Below are 23,999 nucleotides of genomic sequence, written 5' to 3'. Positions count from 1 at the left end.
AGCCTCGATGTCCGCCACCACCACCCCACGCACCACCGTCACCGAGCACGAGGCCCGCCGGGTGGCGGAGGCCGCACGGCAGCGGGACTGGCACAAGCCCAGCTTCGCCAAGGAACTGTTCCTCGGGCGCTTCCGGCTCGACCTCATCCACCCGCACCCGCTGCCCGACGAGGAGTCCGTCCGGCGCGGCGAGGAGTTCCTGGCGAGGCTGCGCGCCTTCTGCGAGACGGAGATCGACCCCGCCCGCATCGAGCGCGAGGCCCGCATCCCCGACGAGGTGGTGGCGGGCCTGAAGGAACTCGGCGCCCTCGGCATGAAGATCGACCCCCGGTACGGCGGTCTCGGCCTCACCCAGCTCTACTACAACAAGGCCCTCGCCCTCGTCGGCTCCGTCAGCCCCGCCGTCGGCGCGCTGCTCTCCGCCCACCAGTCGATCGGCGTGCCGCAGCCGCTGAAGCTGTTCGGCACCCAGGAGCAGAAGGACGCCTTCCTGCCCCGCTGCGCCCGCACCGACATCTCGGCGTTCCTGCTCACCGAGCCGGACGTGGGCTCCGACCCGGCCCGGCTGGCCACCACGGCCGTGCCCGAGGGCGACGCGTACGTCCTGGACGGGGTGAAACTGTGGACCACCAACGGGGTGGTCGCCGATCTGCTCGTGGTCATGGCCCGGGTGCCGGAGTCCGCGGGGCACCCGGGCGGCATCACCGCGTTCGTGGTGGAGGCCGCCTCCGAGGGCATCACCGTGGAGAACCGCAACGCCTTCATGGGCCTGCGCGGCATCGAGAACGGCGTCACCCGCTTCCACCGGGTCAGGGTGCCGGCGGCGCACCGGATCGGCCCCGAGGGTGCCGGCCTGAAGATCGCGCTGACCACGCTGAACACCGGCCGGCTGTCGCTGCCCGCGATGTGCGCGGGCGCCGGCAAGTGGTGTCTGAAGATCGCCCGCGAGTGGGCGGCGGAGCGCGAGCAGTGGGGCAAGCCGGTCGCGCTGCACGAGGCCGTCGGCTCGAAGATCGCGTTCATCGCGGCGACGACCTTCGCCCTGGAGGCGGTGCTCGACCTGTCCTCGCAGATGGCCGACGAGGACCGCCACGACATCCGCATCGAGGCCGCCCTCGCCAAGCTCTACGGCTCGGAGATGGCCTGGCGGATGGCCGACGAACTGGTCCAGATCCGCGGCGGACGCGGCTACGAGACGGCCGAGTCCCTCCGGGCGCGCGGCGAACGCCCGGTCCCGGCCGAGCAGATCCTGCGCGACCTGCGCATCAACCGCATCTTCGAGGGCTCGACGGAGATCATGCACCTGCTGATCGCCCGGGAGGCGGTGGACGCCCACCTCGCGGTCGCCGGCGACCTGATCGACCCCGGCAAGTCCCTGGCCGACAAGGCGAGGGCGGGCGCGAACGCGGGTGTCTTCTACGCCAAGTGGCTCCCGAAACTTCTCACAGGCCCCGGCCAACTACCCACGTCCTACGCCGAGTTCAGGCACCACACCGATCTCTCCGGGCACCTGCGCTACATCGAGCGCACCGCCCGCAGGCTCGCCCGCTCCACCTTCTACGGCATGTCCCGCTGGCAGGGCCGGATGGAGTCCAAGCAGGGCTTCCTCGGCCGGATCGTGGACATCGGCGCCGAACTGTTCGCGATGAGCGCGGCCTGCGTGCGCGCCGAGCGGCTGCGCGCCGAGGACCGGCACGGCCGCGAGGCCTACCAGCTCGCCGACGCCTTCTGCCACCAGGCCCGCGTCCGCGTGGACGAACTGTTCACCCGCCTGTGGACCAACACCGACGACCTGGACCGGACGCTGGTCAAGGCGATCCTGACCGGCTCCCACACCTGGCTGGAGGAGGGCGTCCTCGACCCGTCGGGCGAGGGCCCGTGGATCGCCGACGCCACTCCGGGTGAGAGCCGTCACAAGAACGTTCGGAGGCCGTACGGGAGTTAGCAGTACTTGTCGCTCGGGTCCCGCGTCGTCCAGGAGCAGGAGGCGACCTTGGCGCCGCCCGCCTTGGTCAGGGTGGCCGTGTCCTTGTCGTTGTTCCAGACGTAGGCGCGGCGGCCCTGGTACCGGTCGGACGCGGTGTTCGTGCCGCTGCCGGTGTGGATCTTGAGGTACTTCCCGGCGCCGATCTTGATGTTCGGGAAGACGTACTTGTGGTTGGAGGCGTCCTTCAGCACCCAGCCCTTGAGCGAGACGGCCTGGCCGCTGGTGTTCTTCAGCTGGACCCACTCGCCGTTCAGGCTCTTGTTGGAGCGGTTGTCCGAGCCGGGGCTGTCGAACCACACGTGGTGGATCTTCACACCGCCGGCGGCCTGGGCCGGGGAGCTGAGCAGGGTGCCGGTGAGCAGGGCCGCGCCCGCGAGCGCGGGCAGGGCGGCGCGGAGGCGCACAGAGCGCATGAAGATATCCCCCCAGGATGTCGTCCGTGAATCATGCGGAACGAAGTGTTTATCACAAGATCTTCATGCCGGTTTCACAGGAGGAATTCCGGCCACCGCACCCACCCGGGGGACGCACTGTCCGGCCCGCTGCCGCTTGCCGCAACAATGGGAGGATGACCGACAGTCCCGCCCATCCGGCACCCCTCGCCGATCCGCACCTCGTCTACGACCCCGTCGCCGCCGACGGACCCAAGGACGTGGTGATCCTCGGCTCCACCGGATCCATCGGCACCCAGGCCATCGACCTCGTGCTGCGCAACCCCGACCGCTTCCGGGTCACCGCCCTGTCCGCGCACGGCGGCCGGGTGGCCCTCCTCGCCGAGCAGGCCCACCGGCTGCGGGTGCGGACCGTGGCGGTCGCCCGCGAGGACGTCGTACCCGCGCTGCGCGAGGCGCTCGCCGCCGCGTACGGCACCGAGCCGCTGCCCGAGATCCTCGCCGGGCCCGACGCGGCCACCCAGGTCGCCGCCTCCGACTGCCACACCGTCCTGAACGGCATCACCGGCTCCATCGGGCTCGCCCCGACCCTGGCCGCCCTGGAGGCGGGCCGCACCCTCGCGCTCGCCAACAAGGAGTCGCTGATCGTCGGCGGCCCGCTGGTCACCGCGCTCGCCAAGCCCGGCCAGATCATCCCGGTGGACTCCGAGCACGCGGCCCTCTTCCAGGCCCTCGCCGCCGGCACCCGCGCCGATGTGCGCAAGCTCGTCGTCACCGCCTCCGGCGGCCCCTTCCGCGGCCGGACCAGGGCCGAGCTGGCCGGCGTCACCGTCCAGGACGCCCTCGCCCACCCCACCTGGGCGATGGGCCCGGTGATCACGGTGAACTCCGCGACGCTGGTCAACAAGGGGCTGGAGGTCATCGAGGCACACCTGCTGTACGACATCCCCTTCGAGCGCATCGAGGTCGTCGTGCACCCCCAGTCGTACGTCCACTCGATGGTCGAGTTCACCGACGGCTCCACGATCGCCCAGGCGACGCCCCCCGACATGCGCGGGCCCATCGCCGTCGGCCTCGGCTGGCCCGAACGCGTCCCCGACGCCGCGCCCGCCTTCGACTGGAGCAAGGCTTCGACCTGGGAATTCTTCCCGCTGGACAACGAGGCCTTCCCCTCCGTGAACCTCGCCCGGCACGTGGGCCGGCTCGCGGGCACGGCCCCGGCGGTGTTCAATGCGGCCAACGAGGAGTGCGTCGCGGCCTTCCTGGACGGCGCGCTGCCCTTCAACGGGATCATGGAGACCGTCACCCGGGTGGTCGAGGAGCACGGCACGCCGGTCACGGGAACTTCGCTGACCGTGTCGGACGTCCTCGAAGCGGAGACCTGGGCCCGTGCCCGGGCCCGCGAACTCACAGCCACGACGGCGACCGCGGAGGCGCGTGCATGACGACCTTGATGTTCATCCTCGGCATAGTGGTCTTCGTGATCGGCCTGCTCGTCTCCATCGCCTGGCACGAGCTGGGGCACCTGTCCACGGCCAAGCTCTTCGGCATCCGCGTGCCCCAGTACATGGTCGGCTTCGGCCCCACCATCTGGTCACGCAAGAAGGGCGAGACCGAGTACGGCATCAAGGCCATCCCGGCCGGCGGCTACATCCGCATGATCGGCATGTTCCCGCCCGACGACCAGGGCCGCGTCGCCGCCCGCTCCACCTCCCCGTGGCGCGGCATGATCGAGGACGCCCGCTCGGCGGCCTTCGAGGAACTCCGGCCCGGTGACGAGACGCGCATGTTCTACACGCGCAAACCGTGGAAACGGGTCATCGTCATGTTCGCCGGGCCCTTCATGAACCTGGTCCTCGCGATCGGCCTGTTCTTCTCCGTGCTCATGGGCCTCGGCGTCCAGCAGCAGACCACCACCGTCGCCTCCGTCTCGCCCTGCGTCATCGCCCAGAGCGAGAACCGCGACACCTGTGAGAAGAGCGACAAGCCCTCCCCGGCCCAGGCCGCCGGCCTCCAGGCGCGCGACAAGATCGTCTCCTTCGACGGCAGGCCCACCAAGAACTGGGACACCCTCTCGGACCTCATCCGGGACAGCGCGGGCAAGAACGTGCCGATCGTCGTGGAGCGCGACGGCAAGCGGCTCACCCTGCACGCCGAGATCGCCACCAACCTGGTCGCCAAGAAGGACTCCGGCGGCGGCTACGTCCAGGGCGAGTACGTCAAGGCCGGCTTCCTCGGCTTCGGCGCCGCCACCGGCGTGGTCAGGATGGACTTCGACGACTCCGTGTCCTGGATGACCGACCGGGTCGGCGACGCCGTCGACTCCCTCGCCGCCCTCCCTGGCAAGATCCCCGCCCTGTGGGACGCCGCCTTCGGCGACGGCCCGCGCGAACCGGACTCCCCGGTCGGCATCGTCGGCGCCGCCCGCATCACCGGCGACATCGCCACCCTGGACATCCCCGCCTCCCAGCAACTGGCGATGTTCGTGATGATGCTCGGGATGTTCAACCTGTCCCTGTTCCTGTTCAACATGCTCCCGCTGCTCCCGCTGGACGGCGGGCACATCGCGGGCGCCCTGTGGGAGGCTCTGCGGCGCAACCTGGCCAGGGTGCTGCGCCGCCCCGACCCGGGCCCGTTCGACGTCGCCAAGCTCATGCCGGTGGCGTACGTGGTGGCCGGGATCTTCGTCTGCTTCACCGTCCTGGTGCTCATCGCGGACGTCGTCAACCCGGTGAAGATCTCCTAGCCACCCGGTGTCCGCGCGGCCCGGAACCCCCGGGGTTACGGGCCGCGGGGGCGCGCGCCGGTTTTACGGGTGTGATGTGTGGCGCGCGCCCCGGTGCCGTAATCTCGGACCCTGGAGCCCGCCGTTCACGGGACCCGGATCCTGAACCACGACTTGGGGTTGCACAGCAGATGACTGCGATTTCTCTCGGCATGCCGTCCGTTCCGACCAGGCTCGCCGAGCGCCGGAAGAGCCGGCAGATCCAGGTCGGAAGCGTGGCGGTCGGCGGGGACGCGCCGGTCTCGGTCCAGTCGATGACCACGACCCGTACGTCCGACATCGGCGCCACCCTCCAGCAGATCGCCGAGCTGACCGCCTCCGGCTGCCAGATCGTGCGTGTGGCGTGCCCCACGCAGGACGACGCGGACGCCCTGGCGACCATCGCGAAGAAGTCGCAGATCCCGGTCATCGCCGACATCCACTTCCAGCCCAAGTACGTCTTCGCCGCCATCGAGGCCGGCTGCGCCGCGGTCCGCGTCAACCCCGGCAACATCAAGCAGTTCGACGACAAGGTCAAGGAGATTGCCAAGGCCGCCAAGGACCACGGCACCCCGATCCGGATCGGCGTCAACGCCGGCTCCCTGGACCGTCGCCTGCTCCAGAAGTACGGCAAGGCGACCCCCGAGGCGCTGGTCGAGTCCGCCCTGTGGGAGGCGTCCCTCTTCGAGGAGCACGACTTCCGGGACATCAAGATCTCCGTCAAGCACAACGACCCGGTCGTCATGATCGAGGCCTACCGCCAGCTCGCCGAGCAGTGCGACTACCCGCTCCACCTCGGCGTGACCGAGGCCGGCCCCGCCTTCCAGGGCACGATCAAGTCGGCGGTCGCCTTCGGCGCGCTGCTCAGCCAGGGCATCGGCGACACCATCCGCGTGTCCCTCTCGGCCCCGCCCGTGGAGGAGATCAAGGTCGGCATCCAGATCCTGGAGTCCCTGAACCTGCGCCAGCGCGGCCTGGAGATCGTCTCCTGCCCGTCCTGCGGCCGGGCCCAGGTGGATGTCTACAAGCTCGCCGAAGAGGTCACCGCCGGTCTGACCGGCATGGAGGTCCCGCTCCGCGTCGCCGTCATGGGCTGCGTCGTCAACGGCCCCGGCGAGGCCCGCGAGGCCGACCTCGGCGTGGCCTCCGGCAACGGCAAGGGCCAGATCTTCGTCAAGGGCGAGGTCATCAAGACCGTCCCCGAGTCCAAGATCGTGGAAACCCTCATCGAGGAGGCCATGAAGCTGGCCGAGCAGATGGAGAAGGACGGCGTGGCCTCCGGCGAGCCGTCGGTGTCGGTCGCGGGCTGACCGCGTACTCGTTCTTGCCTCTCTGAGTCCCGTCACCGCCCGGTGACGGGACTCAGCCATACCTCGGCCCATACGGTCTTGCCCGGCTGTCTCCTGATGACGTAATGGCTTACTATCCTGATCTCAGTTCCTACTCGTACGATGCCGGAGCCCGGGGCACGCTCAACGTGGGCTGGCTCTCCCGGGAGCACGCGTACACCACCGGAGTCACGCCCGAGGGACTGGTCGAGGCTCTCGCGGGGCTGGCCCGGCACGCGGTGAACGTGCAGCGGGGGATGCACTTCTGTGATCTCTGCCCGGATTTTCGCACCGCCAGGGAGCGCACCTCCAGGGGAGACCTCTTCCTCGGCAGCGGCGAGATCCACGTGCCGAACGGCAGAGGGCTCACCTACGCGTCCCCGGCCATGATTGTCCATTACGTGGAGGATCACTCGTATCTGCCCCCGGAGGATTACCGCAAGGCGGTCCGAGACCGGTGGGGAGCGCTTCGCGGGCACCCGGGGTACAGTGCCGGGACCAGCAGAACCCCACCGTGAGGCCCCGTAGTGTTGACCCAGACCACCACCCGGGTCCTGGAACCGAACGACCTGGACGCGGCGCTCGCCGTGCTCGACCGTGAGCCGGTCGCCAATGCCTTCGTGACGTCCAGGGTCCGGGTCGCAGGACTGGACCCCTGGCGGCTCGGTGGCGAGATGTGGGGCTGGTACGAGGACGGCATGCTCACGTCCCTCTGCTACGCGGGCGCCAACCTCGTCCCCATCTGCGCCACCCCGCGCGCCGTGCGCGCCTTCGCCGACCGCGCCCGCCGGGCCGGCCGCCGCTGCTCCTCCATCGTCGGCCCCGCCGACGCCACCGCCGAGCTGTGGCGGCTGCTGGAGCCCCACTGGGGCCCCGCCCGGGACGTCCGCGCGCACCAGCCGCTGATGGTCACCGACCGCATGCCCGACGACATCGCCCCCGACCCCTACGTCCGTCGCGTCCGCAAGGACGAGATGGAAACGATCATGCCGGCGTGCGTGGCGATGTTCACCGAGGAGGTCGGCGTCTCCCCGCTGTCCGGCGACGGCGGCCTGCTCTACCAGGCCCGCGTCGCCGAACTCGTCGGCTCCGGCCGCTCCTTCGCCCGCGTGGACGAGCGGGGCCGGGTCGTGTTCAAGGCGGAGATCGGCGCCGCGACCCCCCAGGCATGCCAGATCCAGGGGGTGTGGGTGGCCCCCGAATACCGGGGGAGGGGCCTGGCGGCCCCCGGCATGGCCGCCGTGCTGCGTTACGCCCTCGCCGACTTCGCCCCCGTGGCGAGCCTCTACGTCAACGACTTCAACACCGCGGCGAGAAGGACGTACCGGCGGGTGGGCTTCGAAGAGGTCGGCTCCTTCATGAGTGTGCTCTTCTGACGGCCCTGTACGCTCCCCGCATGGACCCAGTGATCGGCCCCCTGGACCTCACCGCCCACGTCGACGAGGCGTTGGCCGTCCAAGCCGTCGCCTTCGGCCTGGGCCCGGAGGAGGTCGCCGTGCGCCGGCAGATCGTCCAGCGCCACATGCAGTACCAGGGCGCCCGGGCCTACGGCGCGACCGTCGGCGGCCGGCTCGTCGGCTTCGTGTACGGCATGCCCAACAGCCGCACCCACTGGTGGTCCACCGTCGTGGAGCCCCATCTGCGCGCGGGCGGCAACGACCTCTGGCTGGACGACTCCTTCGTCATCACCGAACTGCACGTCCACCCCGACCACCAGAACCGCGGCATCGGCCGGAAGCTGATCACCACCATCACCGACACCGCCGGCGAACCCCGCTCGATCCTCTCCGCGATCGACACCGACAGCCCCGCCCGGGGCCTGTACCGCTCCCTCGGCTACACCGACCTCGCCCGCCAGGTGCACTTCCCGAGCGCGCCGCGCCCCTACGCCGTGATGGGCGCCCCGCTGCCGCTGCGCAGGCGATAACCGATTTCCACCGGCACGGGCGGCCCGGATAACCTCCATGCCACCACCTTTATCCGGCAGGAGTACGAGAACCATGGCCAAGGCACCGGTCCAGCGCATGTCCCAGTTGATGGCGAAGACGCTGCGCGACGATCCGGCGGACGCCGAGGTCCTCAGCCACAAGCTCCTCGTCCGCGCCGGCTACGTCCGCCGTACGGCAGCCGGCATCTGGAGCTGGCTGCCCCTCGGCAAGAAGGTCCTCGCCAACGTCGAACGCGTCGTCCGCGAGGAGATGGACGCCATCGGGGCCCAGGAGGTCACCCTCCCGGCCCTGCTGCCCCGCGAGCCCTACGAGGCGACCGGCCGCTGGGACGAGTACGGGCAGGAGCTGTTCCGGCTCAAGGACCGCAAGGGCGGCGACTACCTCCTCGGGCCCACCCACGAGGAGATCTTCACTCTCCTGGTCAAGGACCAGTGCACGTCCTACAAGGACCTGCCGGTGATCCTCTACCAGATCCAGACCAAGTTCCGCGACGAGGCCCGCCCCCGCGCCGGCATCCTGCGCGGCCGCGAGTTCCTGATGAAGGACTCCTACTCCTTCGACCTGGACGACGAGGGCCTCGGCGCCTCCTACGTCCTGCACCGCGAGGCCTACCAGCGGATCTTCGCCCGCCTCGGTCTCGACTACCGCATCTGCGCGGCCACCGCCGGGGCCATGGGCGGCTCCAAGTCCGAGGAGTTCCTCGCCCCGGCCGAGGCCGGCGAGGACACCTTCGCGGACTGCCCGAACTGCGACTTCGCCGCCAACACCGAGGCGATCGCCTACCAGCTCACGCCGGTGGACGGCTCCGCCGTGCCCGCGCTGGAGGAGATCCCCACCCCCGACACCCCGACCATCGAGACGCTGGCCGCCTCGCTCGGCGTCCCCGCCTCCGCCACGCTGAAGAACCTGTTGATCAAGGTGGACGGCGAGATCGTCGCCGTGGGTGTGCCCGGGGACCGCGAGGTGGACCTGGACAAGGTCGAGGCGCACTTCGCCCCGGCCGCCGTCGAGATGGTCACCGAGACCGACTTCGCCGCCCACCCCGAACTGGTCCGCGGCTACGTCGGCCCGCAGGGCCTGGTCGAGAAGGTCAAGTACATCGCCGACCCGCGCGTGGCCCCCGGCACCGCCTGGATCACCGGCGCCAACAAGGAGCACACGCACGCGAAGAACGTCGTCGCCGGCCGTGACTTCGAGGTCGACGAGTACGTGGACGTCGTCGTGGTCCAGGACGGCGACCCCTGCCCGAAGTGCGGCACCGGCCTGAAGCTGGACCGCGCCATCGAGATCGGCCACATCTTCCAGCTGGGCCGCAAGTACGCCGACGCCCTCAAGCTGGACGTCCTCGGCCAGAACGGCAAGCCGGTCCGCGTCACCATGGGCTCCTACGGCATCGGCGTCTCCCGCGCCGTCGCCGCGCTCGCCGAGCAGACCGCCGACGACAAGGGCCTGGTGTGGCCCAAGGAGGTCGCCCCGGCCGACGTGCACGTGGTCGCCGCCGGCAAGGCGCTCCAGACCGAGCTGGCGCTGGACGTCGCCGGGAAGCTCGCCGACGCGGGCGTCCGCGTCCTGGTGGACGACCGGGCCGGGGTCTCCCCGGGCGTGAAGTTCACCGACTCCGAGCTGATCGGCGTGCCCCAGATCCTGGTCGCCGGCCGCCGCGCCGCCGAGGGCGTCCTGGAGCTGAAGGACCGCAAGACCGGCGAACGCGAGGAACTGACGGTCGAGGAAGCCATCGCCCGCCTGACGGCCTGACCCCGCCCCACCGAAACCGACGGGTCTGACCGGCCCACGACGCCCTCGGGGACTTCCCCCGGGGGCGTCGCCACGGTCGACCGCCATACCGGCCGGTAGCCGGTCGGCCGTGTCTCGGGACAGCCGCCCCTTCGGCCAGCCGCCACGGTCGGCCGCCGCTCCGGCCAGTTGTTGCCACGGGCGTCCTACGGTCGGTCGTGTCCCGGGACAGTCGTTGCTGCGGCCGGTCGCCGCTCCGGCCAGCCGTCCTACAGTCGGCCATTTCTCCGGGCAGCCGTCGCCGCCGTCGGTGGTGGCTGCGGCCGGTCGCCTCTCCGGGGGAGTCGTTGTCGCGGTCAGCCGCCGCTCGGACCGGCCGTCGTTGCGGTCGGCTGCGGCTCGGGGCAGCCGACCTCCGGGCAGCCGCCGCTACGGACAGTCGCGCCACGGCTCATCGCCACTCGGGCCGGCCGTCGCTACGTCGCGTCGGCCCCCGCTACAGCCAGCCCGCGAACTCCAGCAGCAGTTCCGCGTCCGTCGGGCGGCCCACGCGGAGGGCGCGGACCCCGGATTCCACCGCGCGGAACAGTGTCCAGCCGCGCAGGCGGTCCTGGTCGACCTCCAGGGACTCCGCGAGCCGCTTGATCCGGCGGCGGGTGGTGGCCGCGCCGGCCGGCTGGGCGATCAGGTCCTCCACCCGGTCCCGGACCAGCCGCGCCAGGTCGAAGGCGCTCTCGCCGACCACCGGGTCCGGGCCCACCGCGAGCCACGGCATCCGCTCGCCCGACAGCACCTTGCTCTGCCGGAACGTGCCGTGCAGCAGCCGCTCCTCGGGCGGTGCGGCCAGCAACTCCTCGCGGGCGGCGAGCGCCGACTCCACCAGCGGTGCCACCTCGGGTTCGGCGCCGGCAGTCGTCTGCATGGCCGCCGCCTGCCGCCCAGTGCGCTCGGCGACGGTCTCGAAGGCGTGCCCGGCCGGCGGCTCCACCCACAGCCTGCGCAGCGTCCCCGCCGCCTCCAGCAGCGCCTTGGCCTCCGGCAGCGAACGCACCGACACATCCGGATGCAGCCGCTCCAGCAGCAGCGCCCCGTCTTGCGCCCCGTCCTCCAGCAGCTGCACGGCGCCCAGCCCGGCCCAGTGCGCGAGCGCGGCCCGCTCGCTCTCCGGGCGGGCCCGGGGCGGTGCCAGCTTCAGCACGGCCGGGGTGCCGTCCGGCCGCCGTACCAGCAGCACCAGGCTGCTGCGCCCGCCCGGTACCCGCACCCGCTCCACGGTCAACCCGCGCCGGGCGGCGGCCTCCTCGGCCGCCGCGGGCAGTCGCGCCAGCCAGTCGTCCCCGGCCGGTGCCGTCTCACCGAGCGCCCGTACCAGGCGCGGCGGCGCTTCCCAAGCCATGCGCGAGTCGTTCCCTTCCTGTGGGTCCTTGCCGGTTCCCGGTCCGTCCTCCAACGGGCGCACAAGCCTCCTGCCGGTGCCTCAGGGCCTCGCCGGAGCCGTGGCGGACGCCGTGGCCGACGGGGTCGTGCCGGCCGCTCCGGTCCGCTCGTCGGTCCGCTCGCCGGACCGCTCGGCGAGCCCAGGGAAGGCTACGCTCCGCCCGCTCCAGCGCACCGCCCGCACCGCGGCCTCCCGCAGCGCCCCGGCCGCGTCGGCCCGCCGCGCCCCGGTCGTCGCCCGCACCAGGTCCGAGTAGACCCCGGCCAGCCGCTCCTCCAGGCGCGCGGCCAGCCGCACCGCCGCCGCCCCGTCCCCGACCGGGAACGGAAGCTCGTACGCGGCGCTCGCGGCGACCGGGGCGGCACCCAGGTCGCGCACCGCGCGCACCAGCACGTCCCGGCGCGCCCGGTGGGCGTCGTACGCCGTCCGCGCCTCGGCCCGGCGCCGCTCGCCGATCCGCCCGCCGACGACCCCGTAGCCGTACACCGCCGCGTGCTCCGCCGCCAGCGCCGCCTGGAGCGCGGTCAGCTCGGCCCGCTGTGCCTCCTCGCTCACCTGGCCACCTCCGTCAGCAGGTACGCGTGCGCGGCCCCGGCCGCCGCGACCGACGCCAGCAGCCGCGCCAGCTCGCCCGGCACCTGGAGCAGCTCCTTGGCCCGCCGGTCGGCCAGCGCGCGCTCGGCGGCGGCCAGTTGGGCCACGGCGTCCTTCTCGGCGGCGGGCACGGGGGCGGGCGCGGCCGAGGACTTCGACGCCGCCGGCGAGGGCTTCGTACCGTCCTCGAACGCCGTCGCGTGCGCCGCGACCTCGGCCCGCAGCGGGCGCAGCCGGTCCGTCAGGGCGGGATGCGCGGCCAGCACGGCGTCGTAGCGCGCCAGCAGCCCCCGGCTGTCCCGCGCCGCACGCGTGCGTGCCCGCGCGCCGGCCGACGGGCCGTCGTCACCGGTGTCCGCTTCGGCCGAGCAGCCCGCCAGCAGGGCGGCGCCGGCGGCCGAGGCCAGCAGGGTTCTTCTGCGCGGCCCCGAGGGGGTGCGCGACGGCGGGGGGTACGGCACGGCTGACGTCCTCGGGGGGCTCGTACGAACACACGGGCGGGACGGCGCCCGCCGTTGATCACGGTACCCGCGCATCCGCCCCCCGCATGTCACCGGCTCAGCGGTCCCACCCGGGGGCACGCGGCCGTACCGGCACGCGGCCCAGGGCTCCGCTGCGAAGCACCCCCCGCCGGAGGCAGTACCCTTTGACCAGACACGCGACCCATCCCACAACAGCACACGCGGCCGAGGAGTCACCCGGATGAGCACCACCCAGAGCGAGAGGCTGCGAGAGCTGCTGGAACCGCTCGTCACCTCCCATGGGCTGGATCTCGAAGAGATCGCCGTGGACTCCGTAGGACGCAAGCGGGTGCTGCGCGTCGTCGTCGACTCCGACACCGGAGCGGACCTGGACCGGATCGCCGATGTGAGCCGCGCGCTCTCGGCGAAGCTGGACGAGACCGACGCGATGGGCGAGGGCGCGTACGACCTGGAGGTCGGAACCCCCGGCGCGGAGCGCCTCCTCACCGAGCACCGGCACTTCGTGCGCGCCACCGACCGGCTCGTGAAGTTCCAGCTCACCGAGGGCGGCGAGCTGGTCGCGCGAATCCTGGAGGTCGACGACGAGGGCATCGCCGTGGAGGTGCCCGGGGTGAAGGGCCGCAAGGCCACCACCCGCAGAATCGGCTTCCCCGAGATCGCCAAGGCGCGCGTGCAGGTCGAGTTCAACCGCAAGGACAGCAAGAAGGACATGAAGGAAGAGGAGGAGGCGTAGCCGTGGACATCGACATGAGCGCCCTGCGGGGCTTGGTCCGGGAGAAGGAGATCTCCTTCGACCTGCTGGTCGAGGCGATCGAGTCGGCCCTCCTCATCGCCTACCACCGCACCGAGGGAAGCCGCCGACACGCGCGCGTGGAGCTCAACCGGGAGACCGGGCATGTGACCGTGTGGGCGAAGGAGGACCCCGAGGACCTCGCCGAGGGCCAGGAGCCCCGCGAGTTCGACGACACCCCGTCCGGTTTCGGCCGTATCGCCGCCACCACCGCCAAGCAGGTCATCCTGCAGCGGCTGCGCGACGCCGAGGACGACGCGACGCTCGGCGAGTACGCCGGCCGCGAGGGCGACATCGTCACCGGCGTGGTCCAGCAGGGCCGCGACCCGAAGAACGTGCTCGTGGACATCGGCAAGCTGGAGGCCATCCTGCCGGTGCAGGAGCAGGTGCCCGGCGAGACCTACCCGCACGGCATGCGCCTGCGGTCGTACGTCGTCCGCGTGGCCAAGGGCGTGCGCGGCCCGTCCGTGACGCTCTCCCGCACCCACCCGAACCTGGTGAAGAAGCTCTTCGCCCTGGAGGTGCCGGAGATCGCCGACGGCTCGGTGGAGATCGCCGCGATCGCCCGTGAGGCCGGTCACCGCACCAAGATCGCCGTACGGTCCACCCGTTCGGGTCTGAACGCCAAGGGCGCCTGCATCGGCCCCATGGGCGGCCGGGTGCGCAACGTGATGGGCGAACTGAACGGCGAGAAGATCGACATCGTCGACTGGTCGGACGATCCGGCGGAGATGGTCGCGAACGCCCTGTCACCCGCCCGGGTGAGCAAGGTGGAGGTCGTGGACCTGGCCGCCCGCTCCGCACGGGTGACCGTGCCGGACTACCAGCTGTCGCTGGCGATCGGCAAGGAGGGCCAGAACGCCCGCCTCGCCGCTCGTCTCACCGGCTGGAGGATCGACATCCGGCCAGACACCGAGCAGGCCGACGCGTAGCCGCGAAACGCACCGAGGGTGCCCGGACCAGCCCCGGAGCCGCACGGCGGACCCGGGGCCGGGGAATAGATCCCGGCCGCCCGACGCTGAGATCACGACAACAGCCGTTCGATTCTTGCCCCAAAGGGGTGAGGTCGGTACGGGGAGGTAGACTTAACTGTGTCTGGCCGGACGCACGCCCGAGCATGCCCTGAACGCACCTGTGTGGGGTGCCGGGAGCGGGCGGCCAAGAACGATCTCCTGCGGATCGTGAGGATGGAGGATGCGTGCGTCCCCGATCCTCGCGGTACGCTGCCCGGCCGGGGTGTCTACGTACACCCCGCCCTGGTCTGTCTCGACCAGGCGGTACGCCGCCGGGCGTTCCCGCGGGCACTGCGCGTCCCGGGAGCGCTCGACACAAAGGCGTTGCGTCGATACGTCGAGCGGACAACAGTTGCCGAGCAGGCAACGCAGTAAGACGTGCCGTACGGAACCCCGTACGGTCTGGTACCTCGCGAGTCGAAAGCAGGTCGAGATTGCGATGAGCACTCGATGAGTACGCGATGAGTACGCCCATGAACTAGCGACGGTCCGGCTTCAACCCGGACCTCAAAGGAGCGAAGTGGCTAAGGTCCGGGTATACGAACTCGCCAAGGAGTTCGGTGTTGAGAGCAAGGTCGTCATGGCCAAGCTCCAGGAACTCGGTGAATTCGTCCGTTCGGCGTCTTCGACCATCGAAGCGCCGGTTGTACGTAAGCTGACCGACGCCTTCCAGGGCGGTGGCAGCGGCAAGTCCGCGAAGCCCGCCCCGCGCAAGGCCACCCCCAAGCCCGCCGCGCCCTCTCCGGCGCAGGCGGCCCGTCCCGCTGCCCCGGCCCCGCGGCCGGCTGCGGCTCCCAAGCCCCCGACGGCGCCCGCTGCCCAGCAGCCGGCCGCCCCGTCGGCCCCCGCGCCGGCCCCGGGTCCGCGCCCGGTGCCCGGCCCCAAGCCCGCGCCGCGCCCGGCCCCGGCCGCCCCGGAGTTCACCGCTCCGCCGGCCGCCCCGGCCGCGCAGACCCCGCAGGCCCCGGCCGCGCAGGGTCCGCGTCCCGGCGGCGCCCGTCCCGGCGCCCCGAAGCCCGGCGGCAACCGTCCCGCTCCCGGCCAGGGCCAGGCGCCCCGTCCGGGCCAGGGCGGTCAGCGTCCCGGCGGCCAGGCCCCGCGTCCGGGTGCCCGTCCGGCCGGTCCGCGCCCGGGCAACAACCCCTTCACGTCCGGCGGCAACGCCGGCATGGCCCGTCCGCAGGCCCCGCGCCCGCAGGGCGGCCCGCGTCCCGGCCCCGGCGGTCCCGGCGGCGCCCCGCGTCCGCAGGCGCCCGGCGCCCAGGGCGGCGGTCCGCGTCCGCAGGCTCCCGGCGGCCCCCGGCCGACCCCGGCCGGCATGCCCCGCCCGCAGGGCGGCCCGCGTCCCGGCCCGGCCGGTCCGCGTCCGAACCCCGGCATGATGCCGCAGCGTCCCGCTGCCGGCCCGCGTCCCGGCCCCGGTGGCGGCGGTCGCGGTCCCGGTGCCGGCGGTCGTCCCGGCGGCGGCGGTCGCCCCGGTGGCGGCGGCTTCGCCGGCCGTCCCGGTGGCGGTGGCTTCGCCGGCCGTCCCGCCGGTCCCGGTGGCGGCGGCGGTGGCTTCGCCGGCCGTCCGGGTGGTCCCGGCGGTGGCGGCGGTGGCCGTCCCGGCTTCGGTGGCCGTCCCGGCGGTCCCGGTGGCCGTGGTGGCACGCAGGGCGCCTTCGGCCGTCCCGGCGGTCCGGCGCGTCGTGGCCGCAAGTCGAAGCGGCAGCGGCGCCAGGAGTACGAGGCCATGCAGGCCCCGAGCGTCGGCGGCGTGATGCTGCCGCGCGGCAACGGCGAGACCATCCGTCTCTCCCGCGGCGCGTCGCTCACCGACTTCGCGGAGAAGATCAACGCCAACCCGGCGTCCCTCGTCGCGGTCATGATGAACCTCGGCGAGATGGTCACCGCGACCCAGTCCGTCTCCGACGAGACCCTCCAGCTCCTCGCCGACGAGATGAACTACTCGGTTCAGATCGTCAGCCCGGAGGAGGAGGACCGCGAGCTGCTCGAGTCCTTCGACATCGAGTTCGGCGAGGACGAGGGCTCCGAGGAGGACCTGGTCGTCCGTCCGCCGGTGGTGACCGTCATGGGTCACGTCGACCACGGTAAGACCCGGCTGCTCGACGCGATCCGCAAGACGAACGTCATCGCGGGCGAGGCCGGCGGCATCACCCAGCACATCGGTGCCTACCAGGTCGCGACCGAGGTCAACGGCGAAGAGCGCAAGATCACCTTCATCGACACCCCGGGTCACGAGGCGTTCACCGCCATGCGTGCCCGTGGTGCGAAGTCGACCGACATCGCGATCCTGGTCGTCGCGGCCAACGACGGCGTCATGCCGCAGACGGTCGAGGCGCTCAACCACGCCAAGGCGGCCGACGTGCCGATCGTGGTCGCGGTCAACAAGATCGACGTCGAGGGTGCCGACCCGACCAAGGTGCGCGGTCAGCTGACCGAGTACGGCCTCGTGGCCGAGGAGTACGGCGGCGACACCATGTTCGTCGACATCTCCGCCAAGCAGGGTCTGCACATCGACTCGCTGCTGGAGGCCGTGGTCCTCACGGCCGACGCCTCGCTCGACCTGCGGGCCAACCCGAACCAGGACGCGCAGGGCATCTCGATCGAGTCCCGTCTCGACCGCGGCCGTGGTGCCGTGGCGACGGTCCTCGTCCAGCGAGGCACGCTGCGGGTCGGCGACACGATGGTCGTGGGCGACGCCTACGGCCGGGTGCGTGCCATGCTTGACGACAACGGCAACAACGTCGCCGAGGCCGGCCCGTCGACGCCGGTCCAGGTCCTCGGCCTGACCAACGTCCCGGGCGCGGGCGACAACTTCCTGGTGGTCGACGAGGACCGTACGGCCCGTCAGATCGCCGAGAAGCGCGCCGCCCGCGAGCGCAACGCGGCCTTCGCCAAGCGCACGCGCCGTGTGTCGCTGGAGGACCTGGACAAGGTGCTCAAGGCCGGCGAGGTCCAGCAGCTGAACCTGATCATCAAGGGTGACGCTTCCGGATCCGTCGAGGCCCTGGAGTCCTCCCTGCTCCAGCTGGACGTCGGCGAAGAGGTCGACATCCGCGTCCTGCACCGCGGCGTCGGTGCGGTCACGGAGTCCGACATCGACCTGGCGATGGGCTCGGACGCCATCGTCATCGGCTTCAACGTCCGTGCGGCCGGCCGTGCCGCGCAGATGGCGGAGCGCGAGGGCGTGGACGTCCGGTACTACTCGGTCATCTATCAGGCGATCGAGGAGATCGAGGCGGCCCTCAAGGGCATGCTCAAGCCGGAGTACGAAGAGGTCGAGCTGGGCACGGCGGAGATCCGCGAGGTCTTCAAGTCGTCCAAGCTGGGCAACATCGCCGGTGTGCTCATCCGGTCGGGCGAGGTCAAGCGCAACACCAAGGCGCGCCTCATCCGCGACGGCAAGGTGGTCGCGGAGAACCTCACCATCGAGGGCCTGCGTCGCTTCAAGGACGACGTCACCGAGATCCGCGAAGGCTACGAGGGTGGTATCAACCTCGGAAACTTCAACGACATCAAGGTCGACGACGTCATCGCGACGTACGAGATGCGCGAGAAGCCGCGGGCGTAACGGCCCACGGCATCCGAAGCTGGCCGGCGGGATCTCGGTCCCGCCGGCCAGCGCGCCGTTTTCCGGGCGGCACACGGCGGCTCCGGGCGCCGGAAAACCCGGTCGAGCCGTCGGCGGGCACGGGGTAACGTGGCTCCAGGCCATCGATCCCGTACCGGCGGGTAAACCCGGCACGAACATGTACGTGGGGACTCTGTCCTTCGACCTCCTCCTCGGCGACGTCCACTCGCTGAAGGAGAAGCGCTCCGTCGTCCGCCCGATCGTCGCCGAGCTCCAGCGGAAGTACGCCGTGAGCGCGGCCGAGGTGGATCACATGAACCTCCATCGGCGGGCGGTCATCGGCCTCGCCCTGGTCTCCGGCGACGCGGCGCACCTCACCGACGTACTGGACCGGTGCGAACGGCTGGTCGCCGCCCGCCCCGAGGTGGAGCTGCTGTCGGTCCGACGCCGCTTCCACGGCGAAGACGACTGACGACGACCAGACCACAGAACGCAAGCAAGAAGAAAGAACGGGAGACGGACCAGTGGCCGACAACGCGCGGGCGAAAAGGCTGGCGGACCTCATCCGGGAGGTGGTGGCCCAGAAGCTACAGCGCGGGATCAAGGACCCGCGGCTCGGCTCGCACGTCACCATCACGGACACCCGGGTCACGGGTGACCTGCGGGAGGCGACCGTCTTCTACACGGTCTACGGCGACGACGAGGAGCGGAAGGCCGCCGCGGCGGGCCTGGAGAGCGCCAAGGGCATCCTGCGCTCCGAGGTGGGCCGCGCGGCCGGGGTGAAGTTCACCCCCACCCTGACCTTCGTGGCGGACGCCCTGCCGGACACCGCCCGGACCATCGAGGACCTCCTCGACAAGGCCCGGCAGTCCGACCAGAAGGTGCGCGAGGCGGCCACCGGGGCGACGTACGCCGCCGGTGCCGACCCCTACCGCAAGCCGGCGGACGACGAGACCGACACGGACGGCGACGCCACCGAATGACGCAGAAGCACACCACGCCCGACGGCCTCGTCATCGTCGACAAGCCGTCGGGCTTCACTTCGCACGACGTGGTCGCCAAGATGCGCGGGATCGCCAGGACCCGCCGCGTCGGCCACGCCGGCACCCTCGACCCGATGGCGACCGGCGTCCTGGTCCTCGGGGTCGAGCGCGCCACCAAGCTCCTCGGGCACCTCGCCCTCACCGAGAAGGAGTACCTGGGCACCATCCGCCTGGGCCAGACCACCCTCACCGACGACGCCGAGGGCGAGATCACCTCGTCCACCGACGCCTCCAAGGTGACCCGGGACGCCATCGACGCCGGCATCGCGAAGCTCACCGGCGACATCATGCAGGTGCCGTCCAAGGTCAGCGCCATCAAGATCAACGGCGTTCGGTCGTACAAGCGGGCCCGCGAGGGCGAGGAGTTCGATATCCCCGCCCGGCCGGTGACGATCTCCTCCTTCGCGGTCTACGACGTCCGGGACGCGGTCGCCGAGGACGGCACGCCGGTGCTGGACCTGGTGGTGTCGGTGGTCTGCTCCTCCGGCACCTACATCCGCGCCCTCGCCCGCGACCTGGGCGCCGGCCTCGGCGTCGGCGGCCACCTCACCGCGCTGCGCCGCACCCGGGTCGGCCCCTACAAGCTGGACGCGGCCAAGACGCTGGACCAGCTCCAGCAGGAGCTGAGCGTGATGCCGATCGCCGAGGCCGCCACCGCCGCGTTCCCGCGCTGGCAGGTCGACGCCAAGCGGGCCCGGCTGCTGCTCAACGGCGTCCGGCTGGAGATCCCCGACGAGTACGCGGGCGCCGGTGCGGTGGCCGTGTTCGACCCCGAGGGCCGTTTCCTCGCGCTCGTCGAAGAGCACCGGGGCAAGGCCAAGAGCCTGGCCGTCTTCGGCTGAGCCCGCCGGGACGCCGTAGCGGCCGAGCCGTGGCACCTGTGTGTGCCGTAGCAGCTGTGGCCGTACACCTGTGTGCCGTAGCAGTCGTGTGCCGTGGCGGCCATGCCGTGAGGGGCGCCGTGGGGGGCGCCGTGGGGCGTCTGCCGTGGAGCGGCGGCCGGCCATGAGCCGGGCCCTGCCGCCGCTCCACGGTCCCCCCTCTTCCCCCTCCCTAAGGTTCTCCAGCAGCCCCCGCTTATTCACCCGACCGGCCGGGCGCTCGGAGCGAACCGGGGGAGCGGAAGGGGGCGCGTTCGCGGGAGAACGGTCCCGCCATGCTCCTCGTGCCTACCGTCGGGTCAGGGCACAGGGACGGGCGGGAGGGTACGGCCATGGCGGAACGGGGCCCGCGCTCCGAGGGCGGGCGCCGGGAGCGGGAAAAACACGGGCAGCCGGAACCCGGCGCACCGGCCCGGGCGGGCTGCTTTCCCGACGCCGTCCGGCCCACCGGCTCCGACCCCGCCCTCGTACGCGTCCGCGACCTGGCCGGCCGCCCCCTCGGCCTCGGCTTCCTCGCCGACCACGAGGGCACCCTGCTCACCAGTCACGAGACCGTCGACGGCCGCTCCCGGCTGCTGCTGCACGCCCCTGGGGAGCGCACCCGCACGGTCACCGCCGACGCGGTCACCCCGCTGCCCCGCCTGGGCCTCGCCCTTATCCGCACCGAGGGCCTCGGCACGGACCCGCTGCCGCTGACCGTACGGGACCGGATCGACGCGGGCACCTACGTACAGGTCGCCGCCGGCTGCTGGCGGGAGGCACGGGTACTGGCCGCCACCCGGGCCACGTACACCGCCGGGGACGGCCCTCACCTTCTCGACGACGTACTGGAGCTGGCCATCGGCACGGCCGGCCGGGACGCGCTCAGACCCGGCGGCGGCGCGGCCGGGGGACCGGTGTGCGACGCCCGCACCGGCGCGGTCGTCGGCGTCCTCGGCACCGCCCTGCGCACCGCCGGGCGCGAGGCCGGCTTCGCCGTCCCGCTGCGGCCCGCCGCCGACGCCCTCGCCGGACTCCTCGCCCGCAACGCGGCCACCGTGCCCGCCTACGGCGCCGACCTCAACCTCGCCGGCATCCTCCAGCTGACCACGACCTCCGTCGGCCAGGACGGCCCCCCGGGCGCCGCCGACCCGATCGAGCGCCCCGGCATCGCCCGGGAGCTGGCCGCCTTCACCGACGGCGACCGGCCCGTGCTCGGCCTGGTCGGCGCCCCGGGCAGCGGCCGTACGACGCAACTCGCGGCCCTCGCCGCCCGCCGCGCCCGGGGCGAGCGGCCCGCGCCCACCCTGTGGCTGCGCGGCGCCGACCTGGCGGCCACCGACGGCTCGGTGGCCGACGCCGCGCGCCGCGCCCTGACCCGCGCCGCCCGGATCGTCGCCGCGTCCCGCGCCGTGAGCCCCGAGGACCTGGGCGACGTCACCCCGGAGCACCTGGCCCGCCTCGCCGCCCGGGCCGGCCGCCCGCTGCTGCTCCTCCTCGACGGCCCCGAGGAGATGCCCCCGGCCCTCGCCCACCGCCTGCCGGAGTGGACCCGCGGCACGGCCGACTGGCTCCACGGGACCGGGGCCCGCCTGCTGGTCGCCTGCCGGGAGGAACACTGGGAACGCGCGGGGCGGGCGTTCCCCGCGGACCTGCTCCACGCACCGGCGGGCGGGGAGGGCCCCGCTTTTGTGAGTGGTCCTGCTGCCGGGGGTGGTTTCGCGTCCGGGAGTGGTGCCGCGGGCGTGGGTGGCGCCGCGTTCGTGAGTGGTTCTGGGTCCGGGGGTGGTGCCGGGTCTGGGAGCGGTCCTGCGCCCGCGGGTGGTCGTGTGTGCGTGAGTGGTCCCGCTTCCGCGGCCACCGCCCCCGTGCCACCCTGCCTCGCCATCGGCGACTTCACCGCCGACGAGGCGCGCCTGGCCCGGGCCCGGTACGGCATCGCGGACGGTGTCCTCGCCGAGCGGGACGCCCGGCACCCGCTCACCCTCCGGCTGCTGTCCGAGATCCGGGCCGCCGCCCCGTCCGCCCCGCTCGCCGGGCCCCTGGACCGCTACGACGTCTTCGCCGCCTACCTCGATCTGGTGTGCCTGCGCGTCGCGGTCCGGCTCGCCGCCGCCGGCGGGCCGCGCGGTACGGCCGTACGGCGGCTCGCCGCGCGGGTGGCCGGGCAGGTGCACGAGGCGGCCCGGCGCAGCCTCGGCCCGGGGCAGGGCGAACTGGACCGGGAGTCGTTCGAGGCCGTGTTCCCCTGGGGACCCGCCCCGGCCCGCCTAGGCGCGGGCACCGGCTGGGCCTCCGCCGTCCTCGCCGAGGGCCTCCTCGTGCCGGCCGGCCCCGGCTACCGCTTCGCCCACGAGGAGCTTGCCGACTGGCTGCACGGCATGCACCTGGACCTCGACGAGGCCCTGCGCGCCCTGGTGCACGCGCCCGGCGAGCGGCCCGAGGGCGCCCGCCCGGTTCCGGTGCCGCACCACCGTATCGGCCCCGTCGTCCAGTCCCTGCTGTTCCTCGCCCGCCAGCACGGAAGCCAGCAACTGAGCCTCCGGTTGAGGGAGTTGGTGGACGCCCTGGAGCGTGACACCGGCTGCTGGTGGGCCGCCCGGCTGCTCGCCCGGACCCTGCTCCAGGTCCCGGACGCGACGCCGTACACCGGGGTGCTGCGGCTGCTCGCCGACCGGGTCGCCGCCTGGCGCCAGGACCGGCGACCGGTACCGGCCGAGTTCGGCCCCGCCTTCTGGACCGCGCTGCCCGTGCCCGACACCGAGCGCCTGGACCTGCTGCGCCGCCTCGTGCCGGCCGACCCGGCGCCGTCCGCGTCGGCCGCCCGCTGTCTGGACGCCGTCGCCGCACTGCTCGCCGCCGCGCCGGAGGCCGTACAGCCCCTGCTGACCCGCTGGTTCACCGACGAGCGCCCGCTGTCCGCGACCCCGCACGCCACCGTGGCCACGGCCGCGCAGGCGCTGCTGCACACCCACCGGCACCGCGCCCCGGACGACCTCACCGAGGTACTGGCGGCCTGCCCCCACCCACGCGCGGAGGAACTGCTCGGCGCCCTCGCCGAGGACGAGCCGTCGGCCGTCTGCCGGGCCGCCGCCCGCTGGGCGCACGACGAGCGCCACGCCCGCCGGGCCGCGGCCGTCACCTGCGCACTGCGCGCCGCCCCCCACGTCCGTACGGCCGCGGACCGCGCGCTGCTCGGGCGCGCCGCCCGCGCCCTGCTCGCCCGCCCCGCCGACCACACCCTGCACGGCGCCGCCCTCGCCGTCCTGGTCCACGACCCGGACGCCCGCGACCGCCATCTGCCCGCGGTCCTGCGCCACTTCGCCGACGGCGACCCGCGCATCCCGCCCAGCGCCCTCGTCCCGGCCCTGACCACCCACCCCGAACCGGTCCTGGACGCCTTCCGCGTCCGGCTCCGCGCCCCCGCGGACGCCGACCTGCGCACCCTCACGGCGATCACCACACCGGCCCTCGCCCGTCCGGTCGCCGCGCTGCTCCAGGAGGCGGTGCGGCTGCGCCCGGAGACCGCCGGGCGCCTCGCCCGCCGCGTCGACCGCCGGCTCGGCCTCGGCACCGCCGCGCGTCCCGTCCTGCTGCCGCTGGTCACCGCCCTGCTCGACGGCGGCCCGGAACCCCTCCGGGCCTCCCTCGCCACCGTCCTGGCCGGCCCCGGCACGCCCGCCTCCCGTCCGCTCCGCCGCGAGCTGCTGGAGTTCCTGCTCGACCGGGAGCGGGACCCGGCCGTCCTGGACGCCGTCCTGCACGCGGCGGTGGCCCGGGACGACGCCGGTCCGGGGCCGGGGGAGGAGGAGACCCGGGACCTGGTCCACCGCACCGGCCTGCTCCTCGTCCGTACACCCGAGGGCGCCGCCCGCTGCGACCGGGGCCTGGCCGACCTCGTCCGGCACGTGCCCGGCTTCGCCGCCCGCCTGGCCCGCTGGCTGACCGACGCCCCGGACGACTGGGCCGCGCTGACCGGCCCCGGCACCCGCCGCATGATCGAGAACCTGGCGGGCGTGCGCGTACCGGCGTGACCGGGGACCCGGGGCGT

At 73.0% G+C, this 23,999-nt stretch carries 20 protein-coding genes; 16 read left to right on the top strand and 4 right to left on the bottom strand.

Going from position 1 to position 23,999, the window contains the following annotated elements; all coding sequences use genetic code 11:
• The first annotated feature begins 7 nt into the window (after positions 1-7).
• Positions 8-1,945 (top strand): acyl-CoA dehydrogenase family protein, encoded by a 1,938-nt coding sequence (locus Srubr_RS23455; protein ID WP_189997558.1) that lies wholly within the window; start codon positions 8-10, stop codon positions 1,943-1,945.
• On the opposite strand, the gene Srubr_RS23450 is transcribed toward Srubr_RS23455, so the two are convergent.
• Positions 1,942-2,400 (bottom strand): lamin tail domain-containing protein, encoded by a 459-nt coding sequence (locus Srubr_RS23450; protein WP_189997557.1) that lies wholly within the window; start codon positions 2,398-2,400, stop codon positions 1,942-1,944. The genes Srubr_RS23455 and Srubr_RS23450 overlap by 4 nt on opposite strands.
• Before the next feature lie 155 nt (positions 2,401-2,555).
• Here Srubr_RS23450 and dxr point away from each other — a divergent pair, with 155 nt between their 5' ends.
• The 7 genes from dxr to Srubr_RS23415 all read left to right on the top strand — a co-directional run bounded on the left by dxr (position 2,556) and on the right by Srubr_RS23415 (position 10,175).
• A complete protein-coding gene (gene dxr / locus Srubr_RS23445) occupies positions 2,556-3,824 on the top strand; it encodes a 1-deoxy-D-xylulose-5-phosphate reductoisomerase (RefSeq protein ID WP_189997556.1) in 1,269 nt (422 codons plus the stop codon).
• On the top strand, positions 3,821-5,125 hold the full coding sequence (locus tag Srubr_RS23440) for a M50 family metallopeptidase (RefSeq protein ID WP_189997555.1): 1,305 nt from the start codon (positions 3,821-3,823) through the stop codon (positions 5,123-5,125). The genes dxr and Srubr_RS23440 overlap by 4 nt, the downstream gene beginning before the upstream one ends.
• A gap of 170 nt (positions 5,126-5,295) precedes the next feature.
• Positions 5,296-6,453, top strand: a complete 1,158-nt coding sequence (gene ispG / locus Srubr_RS23435) for a flavodoxin-dependent (E)-4-hydroxy-3-methylbut-2-enyl-diphosphate synthase (RefSeq protein WP_189997554.1) — start codon at positions 5,296-5,298, stop codon at positions 6,451-6,453.
• 104 nt (positions 6,454-6,557) lie between these two features.
• A complete protein-coding gene (locus tag Srubr_RS23430; RefSeq protein ID WP_189997553.1) occupies positions 6,558-6,989 on the top strand; it encodes a DUF7919 family protein in 432 nt (143 codons plus the stop codon).
• A 9-nt stretch (positions 6,990-6,998) separates the two neighbouring features.
• The gene (locus Srubr_RS23425) at positions 6,999-7,847 is read left to right on the top strand and encodes a GNAT family N-acetyltransferase (protein ID WP_189997552.1); all 849 of its coding nucleotides are present in this window, start codon (positions 6,999-7,001) and stop codon (positions 7,845-7,847) included.
• 20 nt (positions 7,848-7,867) lie between these two features.
• Positions 7,868-8,398, top strand: a complete 531-nt coding sequence (locus Srubr_RS23420; RefSeq protein WP_189997551.1) for a GNAT family N-acetyltransferase — start codon at positions 7,868-7,870, stop codon at positions 8,396-8,398.
• A 73-nt stretch (positions 8,399-8,471) separates the two neighbouring features.
• Positions 8,472-10,175, top strand: coding sequence for a proline--tRNA ligase (locus Srubr_RS23415; RefSeq protein ID WP_189997550.1), 1,704 nt, complete (start codon positions 8,472-8,474; stop codon positions 10,173-10,175).
• A gap of 475 nt (positions 10,176-10,650) precedes the next feature.
• On the opposite strand, the gene Srubr_RS23410 is transcribed toward Srubr_RS23415, so the two are convergent.
• The 3 genes from Srubr_RS23410 to Srubr_RS23400 all read right to left on the bottom strand — a co-directional run bounded on the left by Srubr_RS23410 (position 10,651) and on the right by Srubr_RS23400 (position 12,647).
• Positions 10,651-11,550: an aminoglycoside phosphotransferase family protein gene (locus Srubr_RS23410; RefSeq protein WP_189997549.1), complete on the bottom strand. Its 900-nt coding sequence runs from the start codon at positions 11,548-11,550 to the stop codon at positions 10,651-10,653.
• A gap of 81 nt (positions 11,551-11,631) precedes the next feature.
• On the bottom strand, positions 11,632-12,147 hold the full coding sequence (locus tag Srubr_RS23405) for a ferritin-like domain-containing protein (RefSeq protein WP_189997548.1): 516 nt from the start codon (positions 12,145-12,147) through the stop codon (positions 11,632-11,634).
• Positions 12,144-12,647, bottom strand: coding sequence for a hypothetical protein (locus tag Srubr_RS23400; protein ID WP_189997547.1), 504 nt, complete (start codon positions 12,645-12,647; stop codon positions 12,144-12,146). The genes Srubr_RS23405 and Srubr_RS23400 overlap by 4 nt, the downstream gene beginning before the upstream one ends.
• Positions 12,648-12,888: 241 nt before the next feature.
• Between Srubr_RS23400 and rimP the strand changes: the two genes are divergently transcribed.
• The 8 genes from rimP (at position 12,889) to Srubr_RS23360 (ending at position 23,982) form a co-directional block, all read left to right on the top strand.
• Entirely contained in the window at positions 12,889-13,401 is a 513-nt protein-coding gene (gene rimP / locus Srubr_RS23395) for a ribosome maturation factor RimP (RefSeq protein WP_189997546.1), read from the top strand.
• Between the two features lie 2 nt (positions 13,402-13,403).
• A complete protein-coding gene (gene nusA, locus Srubr_RS23390) occupies positions 13,404-14,390 on the top strand; it encodes a transcription termination factor NusA (RefSeq protein ID WP_189997545.1) in 987 nt (328 codons plus the stop codon).
• 159 nt (positions 14,391-14,549) lie between these two features.
• Positions 14,550-14,846 (top strand): YlxR family protein, encoded by a 297-nt coding sequence (locus Srubr_RS23385; RefSeq protein WP_189997544.1) that lies wholly within the window; start codon positions 14,550-14,552, stop codon positions 14,844-14,846.
• A 145-nt stretch (positions 14,847-14,991) separates the two neighbouring features.
• On the top strand, positions 14,992-18,045 hold the full coding sequence (gene infB / locus Srubr_RS23380; protein ID WP_189997543.1) for a translation initiation factor IF-2: 3,054 nt from the start codon (positions 14,992-14,994) through the stop codon (positions 18,043-18,045).
• A 178-nt stretch (positions 18,046-18,223) separates the two neighbouring features.
• Positions 18,224-18,517, top strand: a complete 294-nt coding sequence (locus tag Srubr_RS23375) for a DUF503 domain-containing protein (RefSeq protein ID WP_030784857.1) — start codon at positions 18,224-18,226, stop codon at positions 18,515-18,517.
• Between the two features lie 52 nt (positions 18,518-18,569).
• Positions 18,570-19,028, top strand: a complete 459-nt coding sequence (rbfA, locus tag Srubr_RS23370) for a 30S ribosome-binding factor RbfA (protein ID WP_189997542.1) — start codon at positions 18,570-18,572, stop codon at positions 19,026-19,028.
• On the top strand, positions 19,025-19,930 hold the full coding sequence (gene truB, locus Srubr_RS23365; RefSeq protein ID WP_189997541.1) for a tRNA pseudouridine(55) synthase TruB: 906 nt from the start codon (positions 19,025-19,027) through the stop codon (positions 19,928-19,930). The genes rbfA and truB overlap by 4 nt, the downstream gene beginning before the upstream one ends.
• Positions 19,931-20,301: 371 nt before the next feature.
• On the top strand, positions 20,302-23,982 hold the full coding sequence (locus tag Srubr_RS23360; protein WP_189997540.1) for a serine protease: 3,681 nt from the start codon (positions 20,302-20,304) through the stop codon (positions 23,980-23,982).
• Positions 23,983-23,999 lie beyond the last annotated feature (17 nt).

The organism is Streptomyces rubradiris (genome assembly GCF_016860525.1).
Taxonomy (GTDB): Bacteria; Actinomycetota; Actinomycetes; order Streptomycetales; family Streptomycetaceae; genus Streptomyces; species Streptomyces rubradiris.
Note: the sequence above shows the minus strand (reverse complement) of the source record. Positions and strands in the feature narration are given on the sequence as shown.

What these genes read in the sequence shown, in the direction of transcription:
- Srubr_RS23455 (WP_189997558.1), top strand. Translation starts at nt 8, where the DNA reads ATGTCCGCCACCACCACCCCACGCACCACCGTCACCGAGCACGAGGCC.
- Srubr_RS23450 (WP_189997557.1), bottom strand. Translation starts at nt 2,400, where the DNA reads ATGCGCTCTGTGCGCCTCCGCGCCGCCCTGCCCGCGCTCGCGGGCGCG.
- dxr (WP_189997556.1), top strand. Translation starts at nt 2,556, where the DNA reads ATGACCGACAGTCCCGCCCATCCGGCACCCCTCGCCGATCCGCACCTC.
- Srubr_RS23440 (WP_189997555.1), top strand. Translation starts at nt 3,821, where the DNA reads ATGACGACCTTGATGTTCATCCTCGGCATAGTGGTCTTCGTGATCGGC.
- ispG (WP_189997554.1), top strand. Translation starts at nt 5,296, where the DNA reads ATGACTGCGATTTCTCTCGGCATGCCGTCCGTTCCGACCAGGCTCGCC.
- Srubr_RS23430 (WP_189997553.1), top strand. Translation starts at nt 6,558, where the DNA reads ATGGCTTACTATCCTGATCTCAGTTCCTACTCGTACGATGCCGGAGCC.
- Srubr_RS23420 (WP_189997551.1), top strand. Translation starts at nt 7,868, where the DNA reads ATGGACCCAGTGATCGGCCCCCTGGACCTCACCGCCCACGTCGACGAG.
- Srubr_RS23415 (WP_189997550.1), top strand. Translation starts at nt 8,472, where the DNA reads ATGGCCAAGGCACCGGTCCAGCGCATGTCCCAGTTGATGGCGAAGACG.
- Srubr_RS23410 (WP_189997549.1), bottom strand. Translation starts at nt 11,550, where the DNA reads ATGGCTTGGGAAGCGCCGCCGCGCCTGGTACGGGCGCTCGGTGAGACG.
- rimP (WP_189997546.1), top strand. Translation starts at nt 12,889, where the DNA reads ATGAGCACCACCCAGAGCGAGAGGCTGCGAGAGCTGCTGGAACCGCTC.
- Srubr_RS23375 (WP_030784857.1), top strand. Translation starts at nt 18,224, where the DNA reads ATGTACGTGGGGACTCTGTCCTTCGACCTCCTCCTCGGCGACGTCCAC.
- truB (WP_189997541.1), top strand. Translation starts at nt 19,025, where the DNA reads ATGACGCAGAAGCACACCACGCCCGACGGCCTCGTCATCGTCGACAAG.
- Srubr_RS23360 (WP_189997540.1), top strand. Translation starts at nt 20,302, where the DNA reads ATGGCGGAACGGGGCCCGCGCTCCGAGGGCGGGCGCCGGGAGCGGGAA.